The sequence below is a fragment of the Spirosoma fluviale genome (assembly GCF_900230225.1).
GTDB classification, from domain to species: domain Bacteria; phylum Bacteroidota; class Bacteroidia; order Cytophagales; family Spirosomataceae; genus Spirosoma; species Spirosoma fluviale.
The window spans coordinates 364,618-383,674 of sequence record NZ_OCNH01000003.1; the positions used below are offsets into that span (position 1 = coordinate 364,618).

Annotated in this window: 11 protein-coding genes; all 11 read left to right on the forward strand. The window is 49.2% G+C overall.

All coding sequences use genetic code 11. The features are described 5' to 3' along the window. Positions 1 to 293: 293 nt before the first annotated feature. Positions 294 to 998 carry an RNA polymerase sigma-70 factor gene (locus CRO74_RS17800; protein WP_097127541.1) on the forward strand — a complete coding sequence of 235 codons (705 nt, stop codon included), beginning with the start codon at positions 294 to 296 and terminating at the stop codon, positions 996 to 998. A gap of 70 nt (positions 999 to 1,068) precedes the next feature. Further along, the gene (locus CRO74_RS17805) at positions 1,069 to 2,082 is read left to right on the forward strand and encodes a FecR family protein (protein WP_097127543.1); all 1,014 of its coding nucleotides are present in this window, start codon (positions 1,069 to 1,071) and stop codon (positions 2,080 to 2,082) included. Between the two features lie 21 nt (positions 2,083 to 2,103). Beyond that, positions 2,104 to 5,613: a SusC/RagA family TonB-linked outer membrane protein gene (locus tag CRO74_RS17810; protein ID WP_097127544.1), complete on the forward strand. Its 3,510-nt coding sequence runs from the start codon at positions 2,104 to 2,106 to the stop codon at positions 5,611 to 5,613. A 35-nt stretch (positions 5,614 to 5,648) separates the two neighbouring features. Continuing rightward, a complete protein-coding gene (locus tag CRO74_RS17815; protein ID WP_097127546.1) occupies positions 5,649 to 7,118 on the forward strand; it encodes a RagB/SusD family nutrient uptake outer membrane protein in 1,470 nt (489 codons plus the stop codon). A 63-nt stretch (positions 7,119 to 7,181) separates the two neighbouring features. Further along, positions 7,182 to 9,914, forward strand: coding sequence for a hypothetical protein (locus CRO74_RS17820; protein ID WP_097127547.1), 2,733 nt, complete (start codon positions 7,182 to 7,184; stop codon positions 9,912 to 9,914). A 104-nt stretch (positions 9,915 to 10,018) separates the two neighbouring features. Further along, positions 10,019 to 12,661 carry a hypothetical protein gene (locus CRO74_RS17825; RefSeq protein WP_097128659.1) on the forward strand — a complete coding sequence of 881 codons (2,643 nt, stop codon included), beginning with the start codon at positions 10,019 to 10,021 and terminating at the stop codon, positions 12,659 to 12,661. A gap of 57 nt (positions 12,662 to 12,718) precedes the next feature. Then, positions 12,719 to 14,851 (forward strand): glycoside hydrolase family 20 zincin-like fold domain-containing protein, encoded by a 2,133-nt coding sequence (locus CRO74_RS17830; RefSeq protein ID WP_097127549.1) that lies wholly within the window; start codon positions 12,719 to 12,721, stop codon positions 14,849 to 14,851. Positions 14,852 to 14,862: 11 nt separating this feature from the next. Further along, positions 14,863 to 15,966, forward strand: a complete 1,104-nt coding sequence (locus CRO74_RS17835) for a TolB-like translocation protein (RefSeq protein WP_097127551.1) — start codon at positions 14,863 to 14,865, stop codon at positions 15,964 to 15,966. A 231-nt stretch (positions 15,967 to 16,197) separates the two neighbouring features. Next, entirely contained in the window at positions 16,198 to 16,935 is a 738-nt protein-coding gene (locus CRO74_RS17840; protein ID WP_097127553.1) for a (Fe-S)-binding protein, read from the forward strand. Continuing rightward, positions 16,935 to 18,332: a lactate utilization protein B gene (locus CRO74_RS17845; RefSeq protein ID WP_097127555.1), complete on the forward strand. Its 1,398-nt coding sequence runs from the start codon at positions 16,935 to 16,937 to the stop codon at positions 18,330 to 18,332. Before CRO74_RS17840 ends, CRO74_RS17845 begins: the two co-directional genes overlap by 1 nt. Positions 18,333 to 18,397: 65 nt before the next feature. After that, positions 18,398 to 19,009, forward strand: a complete 612-nt coding sequence (locus CRO74_RS17850; protein WP_097127556.1) for a LutC/YkgG family protein — start codon at positions 18,398 to 18,400, stop codon at positions 19,007 to 19,009. Positions 19,010 to 19,057 lie beyond the last annotated feature (48 nt).

Here is a 19,057-nt window from a genome sequence, read left to right on the forward strand (position 1 = left end):
AAAGTTGACGTGACTCACCCCTTTCCTTACAACTCAAAGGCGATTCTCAATCGAACATGGGTTGCTTGATACATAGTTTTAGTCAGTTTGTGGAAGCTGACTAAAACTGTGCCTTTATTCAACGGCAGATAATTATCCTCAGTTAATAACAAGACAAAATTCAATTTTTTAGAAAAAAAATTAAAAACGGCTAAGTGTTTTTTGCCCTGATACCGTCTTAATGAAAGAAGGGTTTTTAAAGTAGGTTACGATCGTTGGCCCCAGAACGAATTACTCTAATAAGAGATACAAAAATGAATCATCCGCTTCATTTACCAGTAGAGATGGGACAGGGTTTAGTACTGAAACAACAGTCTGATGCTGGATCGTTGTACTTATCGGATCTGGGAGAGGCCAATAAGCCAGCTTCTAATAAGGCAGGTTGGGATACTGAACTTTTCCTCCGGAAAGCTTTTCAAGAAAATAGCGATAACGGCATTAGCCTTCTATTCCGTCAATATTACTCCTTATTGTGTAGCCATGCCGTTCGATATGTATCCTCAAAAGCAATCGCAGAGGATATCGTCTCCGATATTTTTTATGAATTTCATACTGAATTACGCTATAAGCATATAACGACCTCCTACAGAGCGTATTTATTTACGGCAGTTCGAAACAGGGCTTTTGATTACGTAAGAGCCGAAATGCGACAAAGTACCTCACTTGACAGCGCTGAATTCATACCCGCCCATAGCACCCAAAGCCCGGACATGATCACGCAGTATGAGGAACTATATCATGATGTGGAAAATGCCATTAACGCGATGCCTGTGAAGCGTCGTCAGATTTACATAATGCACCGCTTTGAGGGAAAAAAATACCAGGAAATAGCTGACGAACTGAAAATATCACTGCGCACCGTTGAAGCACATCTTTTTCAGGCAATACGTCAGATGCGAAGCTTGCTAAAAAACAAGTGGCTGCTTACTGTGTGCCTGTTAAGTTATTTCTGGTACTAATGACTCTTTTTCGGGGGGCGACTACAGGGTTACCTCCTCAAACGGTCATGATCTAGTTAAAATTTTACCCATGAAAATTCAGGTATCAAAGGAATTGCTTCTCACCTATTTTGCCGGACGGGCTACCGCTCTGCAAAAACAGGCTATTGATGAGTGGGCAAAAGACGAAGATAGCCGCGAGCTGTTTTACATGCATCTGGCTGCGTGGGAACGTCAGAATCCGCAGTTTATAGCCGATGATCGGAATGCGTTGGAACGCCACCAGCAACGCATGCAGAACGGCGTGACCCGAGAGTACATTACCCCAACCGTTGTGGAAGAAGAACCCGCTGCACGCTTGCTACATCCTGGCTGGCTTCGCTGGATGATCGCAGCGTCCATTGCTACTATTCTTCTATTAAGTGGCTTGTTCTTTAACGATTACGCACTTTACCGTACCTACCACACCAATTTTGGACAAACCCGACTGATCAAACTGCCTGACGGTAGTCGGGTTACGTTAAACGCCAATTCTACACTACGGGTACCCCGGTTCGGATTTGGTACGAAAAGCCGTAAAGTCAGCTTGGTGGGCGAGGCCGATTTTTCGATCCGGCATTTGCCTGACCATCAGCGCTTTATTGTTGCCACGGACAAGGACTTCGAGATCGTAGTGTTAGGCACCGAGTTTATGGTGAGCACACGGGAAAGGACAAAGAAAGTGGTGCTCAATACAGGCCGGGTTCAATTAGTCTATAAGGAAGGCAAAGCCAGCAAACAATTAACCATGAAGCCAGGGAATCTGGTGACGTTCGACACGAAAGGGCGCGTTCGGTTAAAGCACACATCCCATCCGGAAACGTTTACGTCCTGGAAAGAACACAGGTTTGTCTTTGATCGAACAACCCTGGAGGAAATTGGAAACCTCTTCGAAGAAAATTACGGACTAGAGCTTCAAATAACGGACAAAGCATTAGCTCACTGGACTATTTCCGGTGCTTTCAGGGCTTACACAGCCGAAGAGCTCATGGAAACGTTAGCAACCGCATCCAATCTGACTTATACGGTACAGGGTAAGACGATCATTGTATCCCAGAGCCATTAACTAAGAACCCCTTAACTACATATGAAAAAACTACTACATAGACTGCTTCTTATGGGAGCAGTACTGGGAGGAGTACACCCTGGCTTTTCTCAAGTGTTAGCCAGAGCCCAGCAAACCCAGCAGAGAGATACTCGCACCAAAGCAGATCCGCAGCAATTAAAAGATGTGCTGAAGAAATTACAGGAGCATTATGCGACCGACATCCTGTTCTTCGACCGAAATGTAGAAGGACTTGTTGTGGCGGCCAATGTGGTCAATTTCAATGCAAACATTGAGCAAAACCTCAGTGCCGTTCTGAAGCCGCTTGGACTGCGGTTCAAAAAAGTAAAAAATGGTGGGTATGTAGTCGTTGCGAAAGAGTCTGCCGAACGAGCAGAAGCAAGCGTCAACCAAACGCTTACCTCCCGGATGGACACGCCGGATATACCAGATAAACTACAGAATGACGCCGATTTTCGGGAATCGTCTTTAGCGCTGCCAAGCAGACTTCCTGCCGAAAATAAAGCATTGGATATCACCATTCAGGGGGTGGTCTCCGACGAAAAGGGCGAAGTCCTGCCGGGGGTAAGCATCATTATCAAGGGGTCTCAGAAAGGAACTACTACCGATGCCGGCGGCAAGTTTAAACTGGATATACCGACTGCGTCTTCCGTGCTGATATTCAGTTATGTTGGTTATATGCCCCAGGAGGTAAGCGTTGGCAACCTCACTACGCTCAACGTAACCCTGAAGGCAGACGATAAGACCCTTGACGAGATTGTGGTGGTTGGTTATGGATCAGTTAAAAAGAAAGATTTAACAGGGGCAGTAGGTACGATCGATAGTAAAGAAATAAAGGAAATGTCGGTAACCCGAATCGATCAGGCATTACTTGGAAAAGTGGCAGGCGTTCAGGTCAAACCTGTCAGTGGAGAACCCGGTGCCCCGCCACAAATCCGAATCAGAGGCATCGGCAGTATTTCTGCCGGAGCTGGTCCTCTCTATGTTGTGGATGGTTTTCCAACGCAGACCATAGAAACGCTGAATCCGAATGATATTGAAAGTATGGACATTTTGAAAGATGCTTCCGCCACCGCTATCTATGGATCCAGAGGGTCGAATGGTGTTATTATTATCAACACAAAGCGTGGAAAATCGGGCAAAGCCAACATTACATTCGATACGTATTATGGCTTGCAGAAGGTCTCGAAAGTACCCAAATTCATGAACGCCCGAGAACAGGCTCAGTATTTTTACGATGGTGTCAGAAACCGAAATATCGATGCAGGCAATAATGTAACGGGACCTGGCAATACCTGGAATTTTAAGGTGCCGCAGTTGATACTGGATGTTTTGGAAGGACGTAACACGACAGACGTTGAACCACTTGACGAAGTACTGCGTGTTGCACCCCAGCAGCAATATCAGCTTTCTGCAACGGGCGGTAGTGAAAATGTAAAATACGCCATTAGTGGTGAGTATTTTAACCAGGACGGATTAATCGTCAATAGTAACTTCAAACGGTATTCGTTACGAATTAATCTGGATGCCAAGTTATCCAGCCGGTTAGCCCTGCGGGTAAATTTCAATCCGTCGTTTATCGATAAAGGGAATGTGAATTCGAGTGGCGTAACGGTCGGTGCCGGTGATTTCAGCGTCATGGGTGCTGCAACGTCAGTCAATCCATTTTACCCAATCTATGACGATAAAGGCGACTATTTCTGGTACAACGGGCTCGATGCCGTTGGCAACTTTAATAACCCGGCAGCGCTGGCTAGAGAGGTAAAGGACAAACAACGACGAATTGGTCTGTTAGGAAACGTCAATGCCGAATACACTATTCTGGATGGCCTGAAATTCAATGTCCTGCTGGGGGCTACGCTGTTTAGCAGCAAAGGGTCCCGGTTTGTACCGCAACTCCCGGCCTTTTTCAATGAACCGGCTTCCGGAACCGACAATGTAGCTGCGTCTTATAACTGGCTGACCGAGTATACCCTGAATTATACGAAAAGCTTTGGCAATCATAACCTCACCGGATTAGCGGGTTTTACAGCACAGCAGGAAACGGGAGAGTCCAATTCTTTAACCAGTAATAGATACCCGAACAATCTGGTTCCTACGCTAAGCGCAGTTAGCGGGATCATTACCAACGGTACGTCTGAGCAGTACCAGTGGTCGTTGGTCTCGTATCTGGCGCGGGTCAACTACAATTACAACAGCAAATATTACCTCACCGCATCGGTCCGTACAGATGGATCGTCCCGGTTTGGCAGCGATAACAAATACGGGATTTTCCCTTCGGCCGCTGTGGCCTGGCGTATTTCGGATGAAAATTTCCTGCGTAGTATTCGTTCGATCAGTGAGCTGAAATTCAGAGCTAGCTATGGCGAAACGGGGAATAACAACATTGGCAATTTTGAACAGTTTGCTACGATCAATTATCAGAAATACCCACTGGGCGAAGTGCCAACAGCCGGGTTTGTGCAAGGGCGATTAGCTAACCCGCTCTTAACATGGGAAACCCAGCAGCAGCTGAATACGGGTATCGATGCCGCTTTTTTCAACAGTCGGCTTAGATTCAATGTCGATTACTTTATATCCCGAAACACGAATCTGCTCTTAAATGTCAATACCCCAGGTATCACGGGGTTCAGTACGGCCCTGAAAAATATTGGCGAGGTACAAAATACCGGCTGGGAGTTTTCGGTAGGTACGGTAAACACAACAAACCGATTCAAATGGACAACCGACTTCAATATTTCTACCTTCAAGAACAAAGTAACCAAGCTTGGCCCAAGCGGTGATCCTATTATTTCCGGCGGTAATATCACGATGATCGGCCAGCCCATTGGTATGTTTTACGGCTGGCTAACCGATGGCGTTTTCTTAAATCAGGCGGATGTTGATAGGGGACCTGTTTTCAGTCCGGGAACCGGTTCACGCTCCCGGCCCGGCGATCTTCGTTTTGTTGATGTGAGCGGTGCCAACGGGAAGCCTGACGGCGTTATCAATAGTTTTGATAAAACGATTATGGGGTCGCCCTATCCAGAGTTTTACTACGGGATGACTAACCGGTTTGCCTATAAAAACCTGAGTTTGAGTGTCAGTCTTCAGGGGGTTAATGGTAACCAGCTGCTCAGCATCGCCCGGCGATCAACCTATGCGACCCGGTCCCGCTTCCGGAACGCAGCCTCGCAGAATAACTACTGGCGGTCAGAGCAGGAGCCCGGCGACGGCAATACACCTCGGCCTAACGATGCGCCAACGGGTAACGTACGGGGTGAGTACAGCCAAAGGTGGCTCGATACCGGCACTTATCTGCGTATTAACAACATATCGCTGGGTTACTCCATACCCGATGCTATTGCGCAGAAGGTAAAATTAGGATCGCTTCGCATTTATCTGAATGCCAACAATCCGTTCATTTTCACTAAAAATCTGGGCTTCAACCCAGATGTAAGTAACGGCGATAATCCATTGACGCCCGGGATGGACATGAATGATTATCCATTGCCGAAAAGTTTGATCCTCGGTTTAAGTGTCGGTTTTTAACGAGCATTCTCACTATATATAACGAGACAAGAATTATGAAAGGTATTTCCCGTGCATTAGGACTAGCCTTCCTGTTGCTGTCGTCCTGTAACAAGAATTTTATTGAGCTTACACCTGTATCGACCGTTAGTGTTGATGTCCTGTACAAAACGGATAAAGACTTCCAAGACGCGGTGGTTGGTGTATACAACGGTTTTCGGATACCGTATCAGAACATGTGGCAATTCGGCGATCTACGGGGGGACGATACGAAGCACGACCTGGCCAATGGCCTAGAATCAATCCGGGTCGATAACTTCCTCACCGATTACAATGATAATATTTTGCTGACAAGCTGGCGTGGCTATTATAGCGTGATAACGAATGCGAACGCTATAATAGCCAAAATTGCGACTGCCGATCCAACGGTTGTGAAAAATAAGGACCGCCATATTGGAGAAACCAAGTTTCTGCGTGCCCTGGCTTACTTTAACCTGGTTCGGATTTTTGGCGACTTACCCATGATAACTACGCCCATTACGCTGGAGGAGGCCTACAAGACCGGACGTGAAAAGGTGGATAAAATTTATGATGAAGTCATTATCAAAGACTTGCTGGATGCCGAAACAAAATTGCCCGTAAAATACACCGGGGCCGATGTTGGAAGAGCAACCAGAGGAGCGGCCAAGGCGCTACTGGGAAAGGTCTATCTGACCCGGAAAGATTTTGTGAAAGCCGAAGAAAAACTGCGTGATGTAACGACCCTTGGGTATGCGCTGGTAAAGAACTACAATGACTTATTCGATTATACGAAAGACGAGCATCATAGCGAATACGTATTTGATATTGAGTACATATCGGGTGGAATCGGCCTTGGGAGCACCTTCACCAATACGTTTACCCTGGAGTTCCAGTCTGGCGGCAGGGCACTTGTGGATGAGCTATCCCGTATTTATGGTATTCTGCCCGGTGCTACGGCCGCTAGTGGCGGTAACCCGACGACGTCGATATTTCAGGCTTTTGATCCAAAAGATCTGCGGAAAGACATTAGCGTTGCTACCGGGGTCATCGGGGCCGACGGGAAATTTGTTGGCTTGTCAACAACAGGGGTCACGTCCTTCTCGAAAAAGTACATGGCTCCGCTGAAGGCCAACAACGATAGTCCGGCCAATTGGAAAGTAATTCGTTACGCGGATGTATTGCTGATGCTGGCCGAAGCGATGAACGAAAATGGAAAAACTACCGAAGCGCTCACATATCTGAATCAGGTTCGCCAGCGCGCCGGGGTAACGGCCTATAGTGGATTGACGAAAGATGATTTTCGTGAGAAAGTATATCTGGAACGACGACTGGAGCTTTTTCTGGAGGGCCATCGCTGGTTCGACCTCGTTAGAACGGGAAGGGCCTTATCTGTCATGGCTCCTTTTGGCATGAAACCCTACATGACGGTTTTCCCGCTTCCGCTAACCGAGTTGGAAATTATTCGTAATCCCAGCGTTTTTGCTCAGAATCCGGGTTACGAATAGATGTATTTTTTTCAACAGCGGGAGTAAAGCAGGCTCGAACGTACTTTTCAGACAGTTTCCATTATGCAACAGGATATCAATCGGGAGAACCAAACCGTTAATCGACGACATTTCTTAAAACTGGCTGGAATCACTACGCTGGGGGCCAACTTTGGTACTTTCCCCCCTGTAACGGCACAGGCTGTTTCCGTCGTACTGGATCCCGGCGATTCCATCGCTGGTTTGCCTTCAGTGCAATGGGCTGTAAACGAACTGGAAACCGCCCTAAGCGCTAGAGGCATTGCCGTGGATCGACGGGAACAACTCGCACAGACAGCGGCTGGAAATCTGTGCATTGTCGTGTCTGGTTCCGGTTCATCACTGGCCGGGAAGCTTCTTAAGAATGCAGGAGCGTCAATCCCGGCAAAGCCGGAAGCACTGGGCCTTGTACCGGGTCAGGTAGCCGGGAGGCAAGTGTTGCTCGCCAGTGGCTTTGATGAACGTGGTTTGGTCTATGCTGTACTTGAACTGGCCGATCAGGTACACTATGACGCCAGGCCACTCCCGGCGCTAACCAGCCGGAAGGCGCTTATTGAACAACCGGCCAATGAAATACGTAGCCTTACCCGGCTCTTTGTCAGTGAAGTAGAAGATAAAAAGTGGTATAATGACCGGGCTATGTGGCCTGCGTACCTTTCTATGCTGGCCACCCAGCGCTTCAATCGGTTTAACCTGAGTTTAGGAATTGGCTACGACTTTCTGCGAAACGTCACGGATGCTTACTTCCTGTTCTCGTACCCATTTCTGCTTACGGTGCCTGGATATAACGTCAGGGTGCCGGAGTTGCCGGATGCCGAGCGGGATCAGAATCTGGCCATGCTGAAATTTATCAGTGAACAAACGGTGGCGCGGGGTTTGACCTTTCAACTGGGTTTATGGATGCATGGGTATGAGTGGCTTGATAGTCCGAATCCAAATTATACGATTACCGGCTTAACCCGCGAAAATCATGGACCCTATTGTCGCGATGCCGTGCGTACTCTTTTGCAGGCCTGCCCGGCCATTAGTGGGGTGACATTTCGTGTTCACGGCGAGAGTGGTGTCAATGAAGGGAGTTACAAGTTCTGGCAGACCGTATTTGAGGGGGTAGCTACGTGTGGCCGGAAGGTCGAAATCGACATGCATTCGAAAGGGATGGATCAGACAATGATCGATTCGGCCGTCAAAACAGGTCTGCCTATTGTGATTTCGCCTAAGTACTGGGCGGAGCACCTGGGAATGCCTTACCATCAGGCCGATATCCGCGCTTTGGAAGTGCCGGACCCGAAGAAAAAGACATCGACACTCATGAATCTAAGTGAAGGTTCGCGTAGTTTCATGCGGTATGGGTATGGCGATCTGTTAAAAGATAAACGTCCGTATCGGGTCCTGCACCGCGTATGGCCTGGAACGCAACGGCTGCTGTTATGGGGCGATCCCGTTACGCAGGCCGCTCACGCACGGGCGTTTAGTTTCAGCGGCAGCGCAGGGGGCGAACTGATGGAGCCACTCTCATTCAAGGGGCGACGGGGAACGGGTATTGCCGGTGGACGATGCGCCTACGCCGATACTACGTTAGAGCCTCGCTGGGATTGGGAAAAGTACCAGTATACCCTGCGGTTATTCGGACGGCTGCTCTATAATCCCGACGCCAAACCCGAAATCTGGAATCGTTATCTACAGAAGCAGTTCGGTGCCAGTGCCGCATCGGTGGAACAGGCGCTTGCCAATGCCACCCGAATCCTGCCCATCGTGTTGACCTCGCACGGAGCGTCGGCCGGAAATAACACGTACTGGCCTGAACTGTACACCAACCAGCCGATCGTCGATCCAGCCATTAATGATAACCTAACCCATCTGTACGATACGCCATCCCCTAAAGTCTTCGGTAATGTCAGTCCGCTCGATCCGCAGTTGTTTTTATCCATCAACGAATACACCCGGGAGCTGTTGACCGGCAAATCTACCGGTAAATACACGCCTGTCGAAACGGCGCAGTGGCTGGAAGATTATGCCGCCGAAGCGGCTAAACACCTGGCACTGGCTGAAACAAAGACCAGCGATAGAAATAGCCCTGCCTACAGGCGTCTGGCCATTGATGTTGCCATGCAAATCGGGCTGGGCCGATTCTTTGCCACTAAATTTCGGACCGGAGTGCTGTATGCCATCTTTGACCAGACGGGCGACCGTACGGCACTGGAGGAGGCACTCAAAACGTATCGCAAAGCGCGGGGCTACTGGGCTGATCTCGCAAATCGGGCCAAAGACGTTTACAAGTCCGATATTACCGTTGGTGAGCGGACCTTTTTACGGGGGCACTGGCTCGATCGGTTGCCCGCTATCGACCAGGACATTGCCGCTATGGCTCAGAAGCTGGAACAGGCGGAAAGCGAAACCGCTAAAGCTGAAAGCCGTTCGCAGGTAGCTATCCAAAAAGCGATGGGACGGCCCGTACGGCCTGTTATGGCCGTTATTCATACGCCACCCCAGTCGTTCCGGGCGGGCCAGCCGGTCGACATTGACCTAGCAATGGATAAGAACCCCCAGTCGGTACGATTGTATTACCGGCACATAGATCAGGCGGAGCGGTATGAACAGGTCGAGATGAAGATGGTCGGGCACCAATATCGGGCCACTATTCCGTCGGCCTACACAAATTCACCGTATCCACTTCAGTATTACTTCGACATTAACGATAGTTCGGAAACCGCCGGGCTACATCCGGGTTTTAACGCTGCCTTGACAAACCAGCCGTATTTCATTATGCGCCAGGTTTAACGAAGCCCTATATGGGTATAAAAGTACATTCATTATTTGAATTGATCCCGGGATTGTCGTTCGCCATGCCTAAAAACCGGATAACTCTCAAAACCTCCCGTGTTATGAAAAATCTACGTTGCTTAACGAAGCCTGCCCTTATTCCCTACCTCATAATCATCCTGATTACAGGCTGTTATGGCTATGTTAGCGGAGAAACACCCGAGGTATCGATCATTAGCGATCAAAAACAAGCCGCTGCCATTACACACGGGCTAACCAAAGTGACGGAAGCGTTAACGGCTAAACATATTTCATTCGAAAATGTAGCGTCCATCGGGCAAGCCCGGGGAAAAGCAGTTATTGTGGCCGGGCTGGCGGCAGGAGAGGGGAAAGCGGCTACATTACTGAAAGCAGGAAATCGCCCGATACCGACCGGAGCAGAATCCCTGTTAATCTGGAAAACCAGCTCGGCTAAAAAACCAGTGTGGGTTGTCAGCGGCTCCGATAACCGTGGGCTAATGTATGGGCTGCTGGAACTGGCTGATCGAATTGGCTGGAGTAAAGATGCGAAGAATCCACTAAGTGCGGTCAATGAAATGACCGAAAAACCTGCCGTTCGTAATCGGGCGATTTCCATATACACCATGAACCGTGCGTATTGGGAAAGCCGATTGTACGATGAAAATCATTGGGTCCGTTACCTTGATCTGCTGGCTCAAAGTCGATTCAACAAGCTGGTGGTTATCTTCGGCTACGAGAATGGCGGGTTTCTGGCTCCCTGCTATCCCTATTTCTTCAATGTTGAGGGGTATCCGGACGTTCGGATGGTTGGCATCACAGCCCAGCAGCAGCAACGTAACCTGGCGGCCTTTAACCGCCTGATCCAGATGGCGCACGACCGGGGCATCGAGTTTACGGTTGGAATCTGGGACCATATTTACCGGGGTGGTGTGCAGGGGGGAGGTATTCCCGGTACAAAAGATGCCCCGGATAAACCCGTGCCAGGTTTGGTATGGGGACTAACGGCAGACAATCTCACGGCCTATACTAAAACGGCACTCGTCAAGTTCGTTAAACAGGTCCCTAACCTCGATGCGATCCAGTTCCGGATGCACAACGAATCCGGTCTGAAAGAAGGTGAACAGGAAAGTTTCTGGACAGATGTATTCCAGATGATGAAAACCGCAGCTCCTAACTTACAGCTGGACTTGCGGGCCAAGGAATTACCTGAATCGGTTATTCAAAGCGCGTTGAGTGTGGGCGTCAACTTTCGGGTCAATACCAAATACTGGATGGAACAGATGGGGATGCCGTACCATCCTACGCTGGTAAATCCCGATAAAAGCCCGATCCGGCACAGTTACGCTTACTTGTTGCGTTATCCACAAAAATATAAAATGAACTGGCAGCTCTGGAGTGGGGGAACAACGCGTATCCTGCTGTGGGGCGATCCAGACTATGCGCGTCGGTTTGCCGAAAGTACACACTTGTACGAAGGCGATGGTTTCGAGATAAACGAACCGCTGGCCACCAAAATGGAAGCGCAGCCCCACGACGCAAAACCTTTTGAACTGCTGAATGCCCCGTATCGATATTACACGTATGAATTTGAGCGATACTGGCACTTCTTCCAGGTTTTTGGCCGGATTGGCTACAACCCCGATACGGACCCAGCCGTCTGGAACCACGAATTTGATCGTCGGTTTGGCGAAAAGGCCGCTCCCTTTATCGCCAAAGCCATTCATCAGGCCAGTTGGATATTACCCCGTATCATTACCTCCAGTTACCCGTATACCAGCTTTCCAACGACGAGGGGCTGGGCCGAAAAACAACGCCTGGGTGACTTGCAGACGTTTGCCAAAGCCGAACTGAGTGATATGGCCCAATTTGCCAGTTTCGATGAAGAAGCCAAATTTAAAACCGATGGTGGCGAAACGGCCCGGATGTTACCGTCTGCAAACAGTCGCTGGTTCAGGCAAACGTCCGATGCGCTGAACCAGCTTATCGCCAACGCCGAAAAAGCAGCGGGGAAGTCGTCGAACAAGGAGCTTGTTTCGACCTTGACCGACCTGAAGATTCTCTCTAATCTGGCCCTGTATCATTCGCACCGAATTCTGGCCGCCGTTAATTACCGAATTTTCGACCGGACTCAAAACGTAGCGGCTTTTGACGAAGCTATTGCAAAAGAACAGGCCGCTATTGCTGCCTGGCGACAAATGGTAGCCGCTGCGGGTGATGTGTATACGGATAATCTGGCGCTTGGCGTCTGTGTTGCCGACCTGTGCGGCCATTGGAGAGACGAATTAGCCGCTTTGGAAAAAGGACTGGCTGGCCTGCAACAAAGAAGAACAGCGTTACGGGCTGAAGCCAGTACCGTAAAAACGGCTATTGCTAGTGCAACTTTACCGTACAAGGCCCTTCCGGAGACCAGTTCTGATCCGAACTTTCAAATTTCGCACCAGCCCGTTACGACTGCACCGGTGGGTAAGCCTATCAGCGTTCGAATACAGGTTAAAGCACCGGCGGGGGTGAAATGGATTCGGCTGCGTTACCGAAACGTAAATCAGGAACTGCCCTACAACACCCTGGCGATGTTGCCATCCGGCGAAAAAGACGTTTACTCCGTCGTTGTCCCGGCTGAACAAATTAAACCGGAATGGGACTTCATGTACTTCATCGAAATCATGGACAACAATGGAGTAGGGCAGATCTATCCGGATTTGGCGAAGGAAACACCCTACCGGATCGTAAAACTAATCCGGTAAATAAAAACCAGTTCTGGTTTGGCTACACCCATTCAAAAGCGATTAAATCGTACCAACATGATAAAAATAACGCTGCTTTTTTTGATGGGCTTGGCTGGGTTCGGCCAGTTTGCCTTTTCCCAGAGCGTGAGCATACAACAGCCGAATCGGTTACCCCAAACGGTCTATGCTGTCAGCATAATCAAGAAAACGCTTTCCGAAAAAGGAATTAAACTAAAGCAGGAACAGGGCGATTTTTCTTTGGACCTTAAACTGAATACCGGTAAATCGAATCACGAGGCTTATTCAATTGACTTGACGGGCCGAAAAATCACCATTACCGGCGATAGCGAGAATGGACTTCTATACGGCTGTCTTTCCTTTTGTGAGGACATACGAAACGGGGTACAGCTCCAGAAAATCAAACCCCGGAATGAACGGGCCAGCTTACCGTTTCGGGCCATAAAATTCAACCTGCCCTGGGATACCTACCGACACAGTACCGCGCTCGATCTGCACAAAGAAACGTGTCAGGATTTAACGTTTTGGGAAGCCTTCCTGGATATGATGGCTGAGAACCGGTTCAATGCCCTCACGTTATGGAATCTTCATCCGTTTCCGTTCATGATCCGGCCGACCAATTTTCCCGAAGCCTGCTCTTTTACCGACCAAGAACTGGCCCGCTGGCAGGCGCTTTACCGGGGCATTTTCCGGCTGGCCCGCGAGCGTGGAATTGACACATACCTGGTTAACTGGAACATCTACGTAAGTCCTGAATTTGCCAAAGCGCATAACGTAACGATGGATAATCTGGACCATAAAATCCACGCAACAGGCGACACCTCCGAAATCATCAAACGGTACACTCGCGAGTGTGTCACTCAAGTGCTGAATGAGTACCCCGACCTGTCGGGATTAGGCTTTACCCACGGCGAAGCCATGTGGGGAATGACACCCCAACAGCGTCAGGACTGGTTTGGCGAGACGATTCTGGCAGGCATGCGGTTGGCCAATCGAAAAGCTAAGCTCATTCACCGAATCCCTTTATCGGCTAACCTGGCGCTGGGCGGATCGACAAGCGTCGAAACCGAGCAGTTGACACGCAGGGCGATGGAAAAGCTGGATTTTCTGGATGGCCCCATCTGGGCCGAAATAAAGTTTAACTGGTCCCATGCGTTTTCATCGACTGACCTGATAAAAGTACACGGCGGCAAACTGAATGACACCTATTTCAAGCCGCAACCAGCCAACTACAAGATTGCCTGGATGGCGCGTAACGAAGACTTTTTCTGTTTGCGCTGGGGAGTGCCCAATTTTATTCGTCAGCACATTGCCACCAACAGTCAGCCCTATGTGGGCGGCTATTTTGTGGGGTCAGAGTGCTACATTCCGGCAAAGGATTACTTTACGAAGGCTGGTCAGCCGGTAGACTGGCGGTATGCCTTTGAGCGGCAGTGGTTGTTTTATAAACTCTGGGGGCGTTTGCTGTACAACTCCGCCACGCCCGATTCCATCTTTAAGGCTGAGTTCACCCGGCGTTATGGCAAAGGTACCGAGACGTTACTCGACGCTTCGGCCCTGGCCGGAACCACTCCCTTACGCCTGGCGTCGGCTTTTGATTTTACCTGGGATTTTACGCTCTACAGCGAAGGGTTCATGGCGTTGAACAAAAAGAGTATGGATTACATCTCCATTGACCGCCAGATCAACCAGCCCCCCGCCGATCCGGCTTATGTATCGGTGGCCGAGTACGTCAAAGTGATGGCTGCTGGAGGTACCTTCGAAAAAGCCAGAATTACGCCACCCATGCTCATTCAACGCCTGGAGCAGGATTGTCGGAAAGCGCTGGATTTAATTAAAACGGTAAACGTCACCAACAACAATTCCCTTCGGTATGAGGTGGCCGATGTGAAAGCGTGGGCCAATCTGGGATTATACTTCGCTCAGAAGCTGAGGGGTGCCGTAGCCCTGCAAACGTATCGGTTAAAAGGTGGAGAACCCAACAGGACATCGGCCATTGCACACCTGCAACAGGCATTGACTTACTGGGACGATGTGATCGCCATTACCCGGCCCTTATACAACGATATGCCGCTTGTGCATTTTAGCGAGTCGGACGATGGCCTTAAGTTTCATTGGAGCATCTTAAGACCAGCTGTTGCCAATGATTTGGAAATTGCCCGAAAGGCAACTGTTAACACCTCTAATTAATACTCAGTTATATGAAATTTTCAATTATCGGTCTCGTATCATTTTTGGTCTTCTCCGCTTCGGCAAATAAGGAGGTTCCAGTAAGTCACGAAGCGGTCTATTCCCAGCCGGAACAATCGGTAGGGGATACGCTGAAAAAAAGAAAACCCGGAAGCCCGCTCGACAACCTGCCCAAAAATATTGAGGTGCTAACCGGTTTTGGCGAACGTGCCGATTTCTCGCCGGATAACAAACGGATTGCCTTTATGACCAAAAGTTTTGGGGATGCAATGGTACTTGATTTAGCCACTCGTCAGATTAAATGTCTGACGTGCAATGTGCCTGCTGCGGTGTTTCTTCGGGTAATGCACCTGGTTAACGGGGATTACATTCTGATTGGCCCCGAAAAATTTGAGGATATTCGGATTAGCCGGTCACGGGATAATGAACTCTGGTTTTTGAGTAAGGTGCCGGGTTCGAAGCCTGTTAAGTTAGGCGTACACATGAGCGAGGGCGTAGCTATTTCGAAGAAAAGCCTGAAAATAGCCTATTCGCAGGTACACGATCAGGCGCCGGAACTCGCCGAGAAAGCCTCACGCCTGGTTGTTTGCGATATCGATCTTTCGGGAGGGACTCCGAAACTGATCAACAAAAAAACGGTCTACGAAGGAGAAGGGTATCCGTACGAAGCCCAGGATTTTTTCGATAATGATTTGAAAATGAGCTTTGTGCAGTATGAGCCGGTTCGGGATGCCCAGGGCAAACAAACAGGTTTGAATGCATCGACGATGACGCTGGATTTGAAAACCAATAAAGTGGTCAATCATTCTCAGAAACCGCTTACCTATAATGAGTGCGAAGGCATTTTTCCGGATGGAAAGTACACGCTCGTTGAAGCTGACCGGCAATGCGATTGGCTGGGCGGCAAACGCGGTCCCGCTAACATTGACATCTGGAAACTGAAACTTGACGGAACCGGTAAGGATTTCGTCCGGCTAACCCATTTCAATGATTATGAAGGCGGCAAAGCCTCTAACCCGGTTATTTCGGCTGATGGCAGGTACATGGCTTTTCAACTGGCGAACACAGCAGATCCTGCGGGGGTTGGCTATGGCCTGCTTCTCTACAAGTTTTAAACTCAACTTTTTCCCGCAAATCTTTACCGAGTCAATCCAGTGCCTACGTGCAGTTGCCTGCCTGCGTTGATGTCGGCTCATGTACTGGCTTACATATACGGGTAGCCGTTACCCTGATTAACAGAAAATGAGTAAAGTCTTCTGATTCTCAGTTTTTTGGATGGTAATCAAGTGATTGACTTTAGCAGGAGTGACCTTGTCGTAAAGCTAACCTTACCTCTTTCTTTCTTTATGCACGTCGGACTGTTTATTCCCTGTTATGTAAACCAGTTTTACCCGCAAGCGGCCATTGCGTCGTTGCAGTTACTCCGGAAACTCGGCGTTAAGGTGACCTTTCCACCAAAACAAACCTGTTGTGGGCAACCTATGGCTAACTCAGGCTTCGAACATCTTACCCAGGAGTGTAACGACTTGTTCCTGCAAAACTTTTCCAGGTTCGATTATATCGTAGCACCATCGGCCAGTTGCGTATTGCATGTAAAGCAGCATCTGCATTCGACGGTTGATCCGGCTCTGGCAGAGGGTGTTCGGTCGAAGGTGTATGAACTGGTCGAGTTTCTGACGGATGTGCTGAACGTGGAAAACCTGAATGCCCGCTTTCCCTACAAAGTGGGCATCCATCAGAGTTGCCACGGGCTACGGGGGCTGGGTCTGGCTCAGATGAGCGAGCTAAATGCACCCAGCTTCTCAAAACCGGTGCAGCTCCTTAACATGGTAGAAGGCCTTGAGTTGGTTTCCCTCGATCGACCGGATGAGTGCTGTGGATTTGGCGGCACCTTTTGTGTCGCTGAAGAAGCCGTATCGGTGAAAATGGGGAAAGACCGAATTACTGATCATACAAAAAATGGGGCTGAGTACATTACATCCGTCGATCTCTCATGTCTGATGCACCTGGAAGGAATCATTCAGCGTAAAAAAAACGCTGTGAAAGTCGTACACATTGCCGAAATCCTAAACTCAACCTGGTAATGGAAAAAATAACCAAAGATCACGCGGCCTTAGCCGAGGCTTTTATCCAAAATGAGGAACACGTTGACTGGCACGACGGAGCTCTTTGGTGGATTCGACAGAAACGGGATATCGCTTCCAAAAAAATTCCGGAATGGGAAGCCTTACGCGAAGCGGCTTCGCAGATAAAAAATAATGTACTTTCCAATCTGCACGATTATCTGCTTCAGTTTGAGGCTAATGCGACCAGGAACGGAATAAAGGTTCACTGGGCAGCTGATGCCGAAGAACACAATGCCATTGTTTATTCCATCCTGAAAGAAAAAGACATTCGGCAACTGGTTAAGAGCAAATCGATGTTGACCGAAGAGTGTCATCTGAATGAGTATCTTATTGAACGGGGAGTTGATGTGATCAACTCCGACCTGGGGGAGTATATTCAGCAATTGGACAACGAGCCGCCCAGTCATATTGTACTTCCTTGCATACATAAACGTAAAGAGGAAATCGGGGCGCTTTTTCATGAACATCTGGGTACAGAAAAAGGCGTATCGGACCCCACTCTGTTAACCCGCGTTGCCCGTAAGCACTTGCGTAATGTTTTTGTGACCCGACGCGCTGCGCTGACAGGTGTCAACTTTGCCGTGGCCGAAACCGGAGAATACGTTGTGTGTACGAACGAGGGAAATGCCGATATGGGTGCTCATTTATCGGACGTACAGATTGCTTCGATGGGGCTCGAAAAGATTGTTCCCCAGAAGAAACACCTGGCCGTTTTTCTGCGGTTACTGGCCAGAAGTGCCACCGGTCAGCCCATAACTATTTACTCCAGTCATTTTAAAAGGCCGCGAGAAGGGCAGGAGATGCACCTGATTCTGGTCGATTACGGCCGGAGCCGCCAGTTAGGACGCCCCGCCTTTCGGGATTCGTTAAAATGCATCCGTTGCGGAGCCTGTATGAATACCTGCCCAGTGTACCGCAAGAGCGGTGGTTTGAGTTACCACAACACCATTTCCGGGCCTATTGGCGCTATTCTGGCCCCGAATCTGGATATGAAAAAACACGCGGATCTGCCGTTTGCGTCAACACTCTGTGGGTCCTGCTCCAATGTATGCCCCGTGAAAATTAATATTCATGATCAATTGTACGAATGGCGGCAGGTAATTGTGCGGGAAGGGTATGCTGCGAATACCAAGGTGTTTGGGATGAAGGCAATGGCCTGGACGTTATCCTCGCCAACGTCCTATGCCAGAATGGGGAAAGCTGGACGATGGGTTTTGAACAACATTCCCTTCGCGGTGAATAACAAACTCAATCCCTGGTTCAAACAGCGGGAAATGCCGGATGGCCGGAAGGGTTCGTTCGACGAATGGTACGCAAAAAACAACGATCAGACAGAGGAGGCTGACGAACATTGACAAGTCGGATCACCGTTATTTACCCCTGAAAGCAAGTTCGTATCCTGTAATCTGCGAAAACCGAAATGAATAGTCGAGAAAATATACTGGCTGACGTACTAAAAAACCAGCCACCAGCCAGACCATTACCCGATACCGATGTATTTAAGGACGACAGTCAGCATGTTGTCAGTACCTACTGCGATGTGTTTACCAGTATTGGCGGGCAGGTTTTTTTAGCAAAAAATTGGTGTGAGGTGAGTGCGTTGATCCCACGGAATTTCGATGCAACGAAACGGATCATCACCACCCTGCAGGAGTTGAGCGAGTCCTTTGAATTAATATCAACCACGGCTGACCCTCACACATTTAATGATGTTGAGCTGGCAGTTATTGAGGCTGAGTTGGCGGTTGCTGAAAACGGTGCCGTCTGGCTCCCCGAGCAACGAATGGGACAGCGGATCATTCCGTATATATGTCAGCATCTGGCAGTGGTAATCCCGGCTCACGTCATTGTTGCGACTTTGCACGAAGCCTACGCCCAAATTGGCGAGGGAAACTATGGTTTCGGTGCATTCATTGGTGGCCCATCCAAAACGGCGGATATTGAGCAGGCATTGGTACTGGGAGCGCACGGTGCCATTACAATGACGGTATTTATTCTGGAACAGAGCCCTGATGTACCTTTTGCCGCCTGATTCTGCTACGTCCTTTCTATTTCTTTCAATCACCAGCCATTTAACGCC

Coding starts and splice junctions, on each gene's coding strand:
- CRO74_RS17850 (WP_097127556.1), top strand. CDS start 18,398: ATGAATAGTCGAGAAAATATACTGGCTGACGTACTAAAAAACCAGCCA.
- CRO74_RS17830 (WP_097127549.1), top strand. CDS start 12,719: ATGATAAAAATAACGCTGCTTTTTTTGATGGGCTTGGCTGGGTTCGGC.
- CRO74_RS17805 (WP_097127543.1), top strand. CDS start 1,069: ATGAAAATTCAGGTATCAAAGGAATTGCTTCTCACCTATTTTGCCGGA.
- CRO74_RS17840 (WP_097127553.1), top strand. CDS start 16,198: ATGCACGTCGGACTGTTTATTCCCTGTTATGTAAACCAGTTTTACCCG.
- CRO74_RS17800 (WP_097127541.1), top strand. CDS start 294: ATGAATCATCCGCTTCATTTACCAGTAGAGATGGGACAGGGTTTAGTA.
- CRO74_RS17820 (WP_097127547.1), top strand. CDS start 7,182: ATGCAACAGGATATCAATCGGGAGAACCAAACCGTTAATCGACGACAT.
- CRO74_RS17825 (WP_097128659.1), top strand. CDS start 10,019: ATGAAAAATCTACGTTGCTTAACGAAGCCTGCCCTTATTCCCTACCTC.
- CRO74_RS17835 (WP_097127551.1), top strand. CDS start 14,863: ATGAAATTTTCAATTATCGGTCTCGTATCATTTTTGGTCTTCTCCGCT.
- CRO74_RS17810 (WP_097127544.1), top strand. CDS start 2,104: ATGAAAAAACTACTACATAGACTGCTTCTTATGGGAGCAGTACTGGGA.
- CRO74_RS17815 (WP_097127546.1), top strand. CDS start 5,649: ATGAAAGGTATTTCCCGTGCATTAGGACTAGCCTTCCTGTTGCTGTCG.
- CRO74_RS17845 (WP_097127555.1), top strand. CDS start 16,935: ATGGAAAAAATAACCAAAGATCACGCGGCCTTAGCCGAGGCTTTTATC.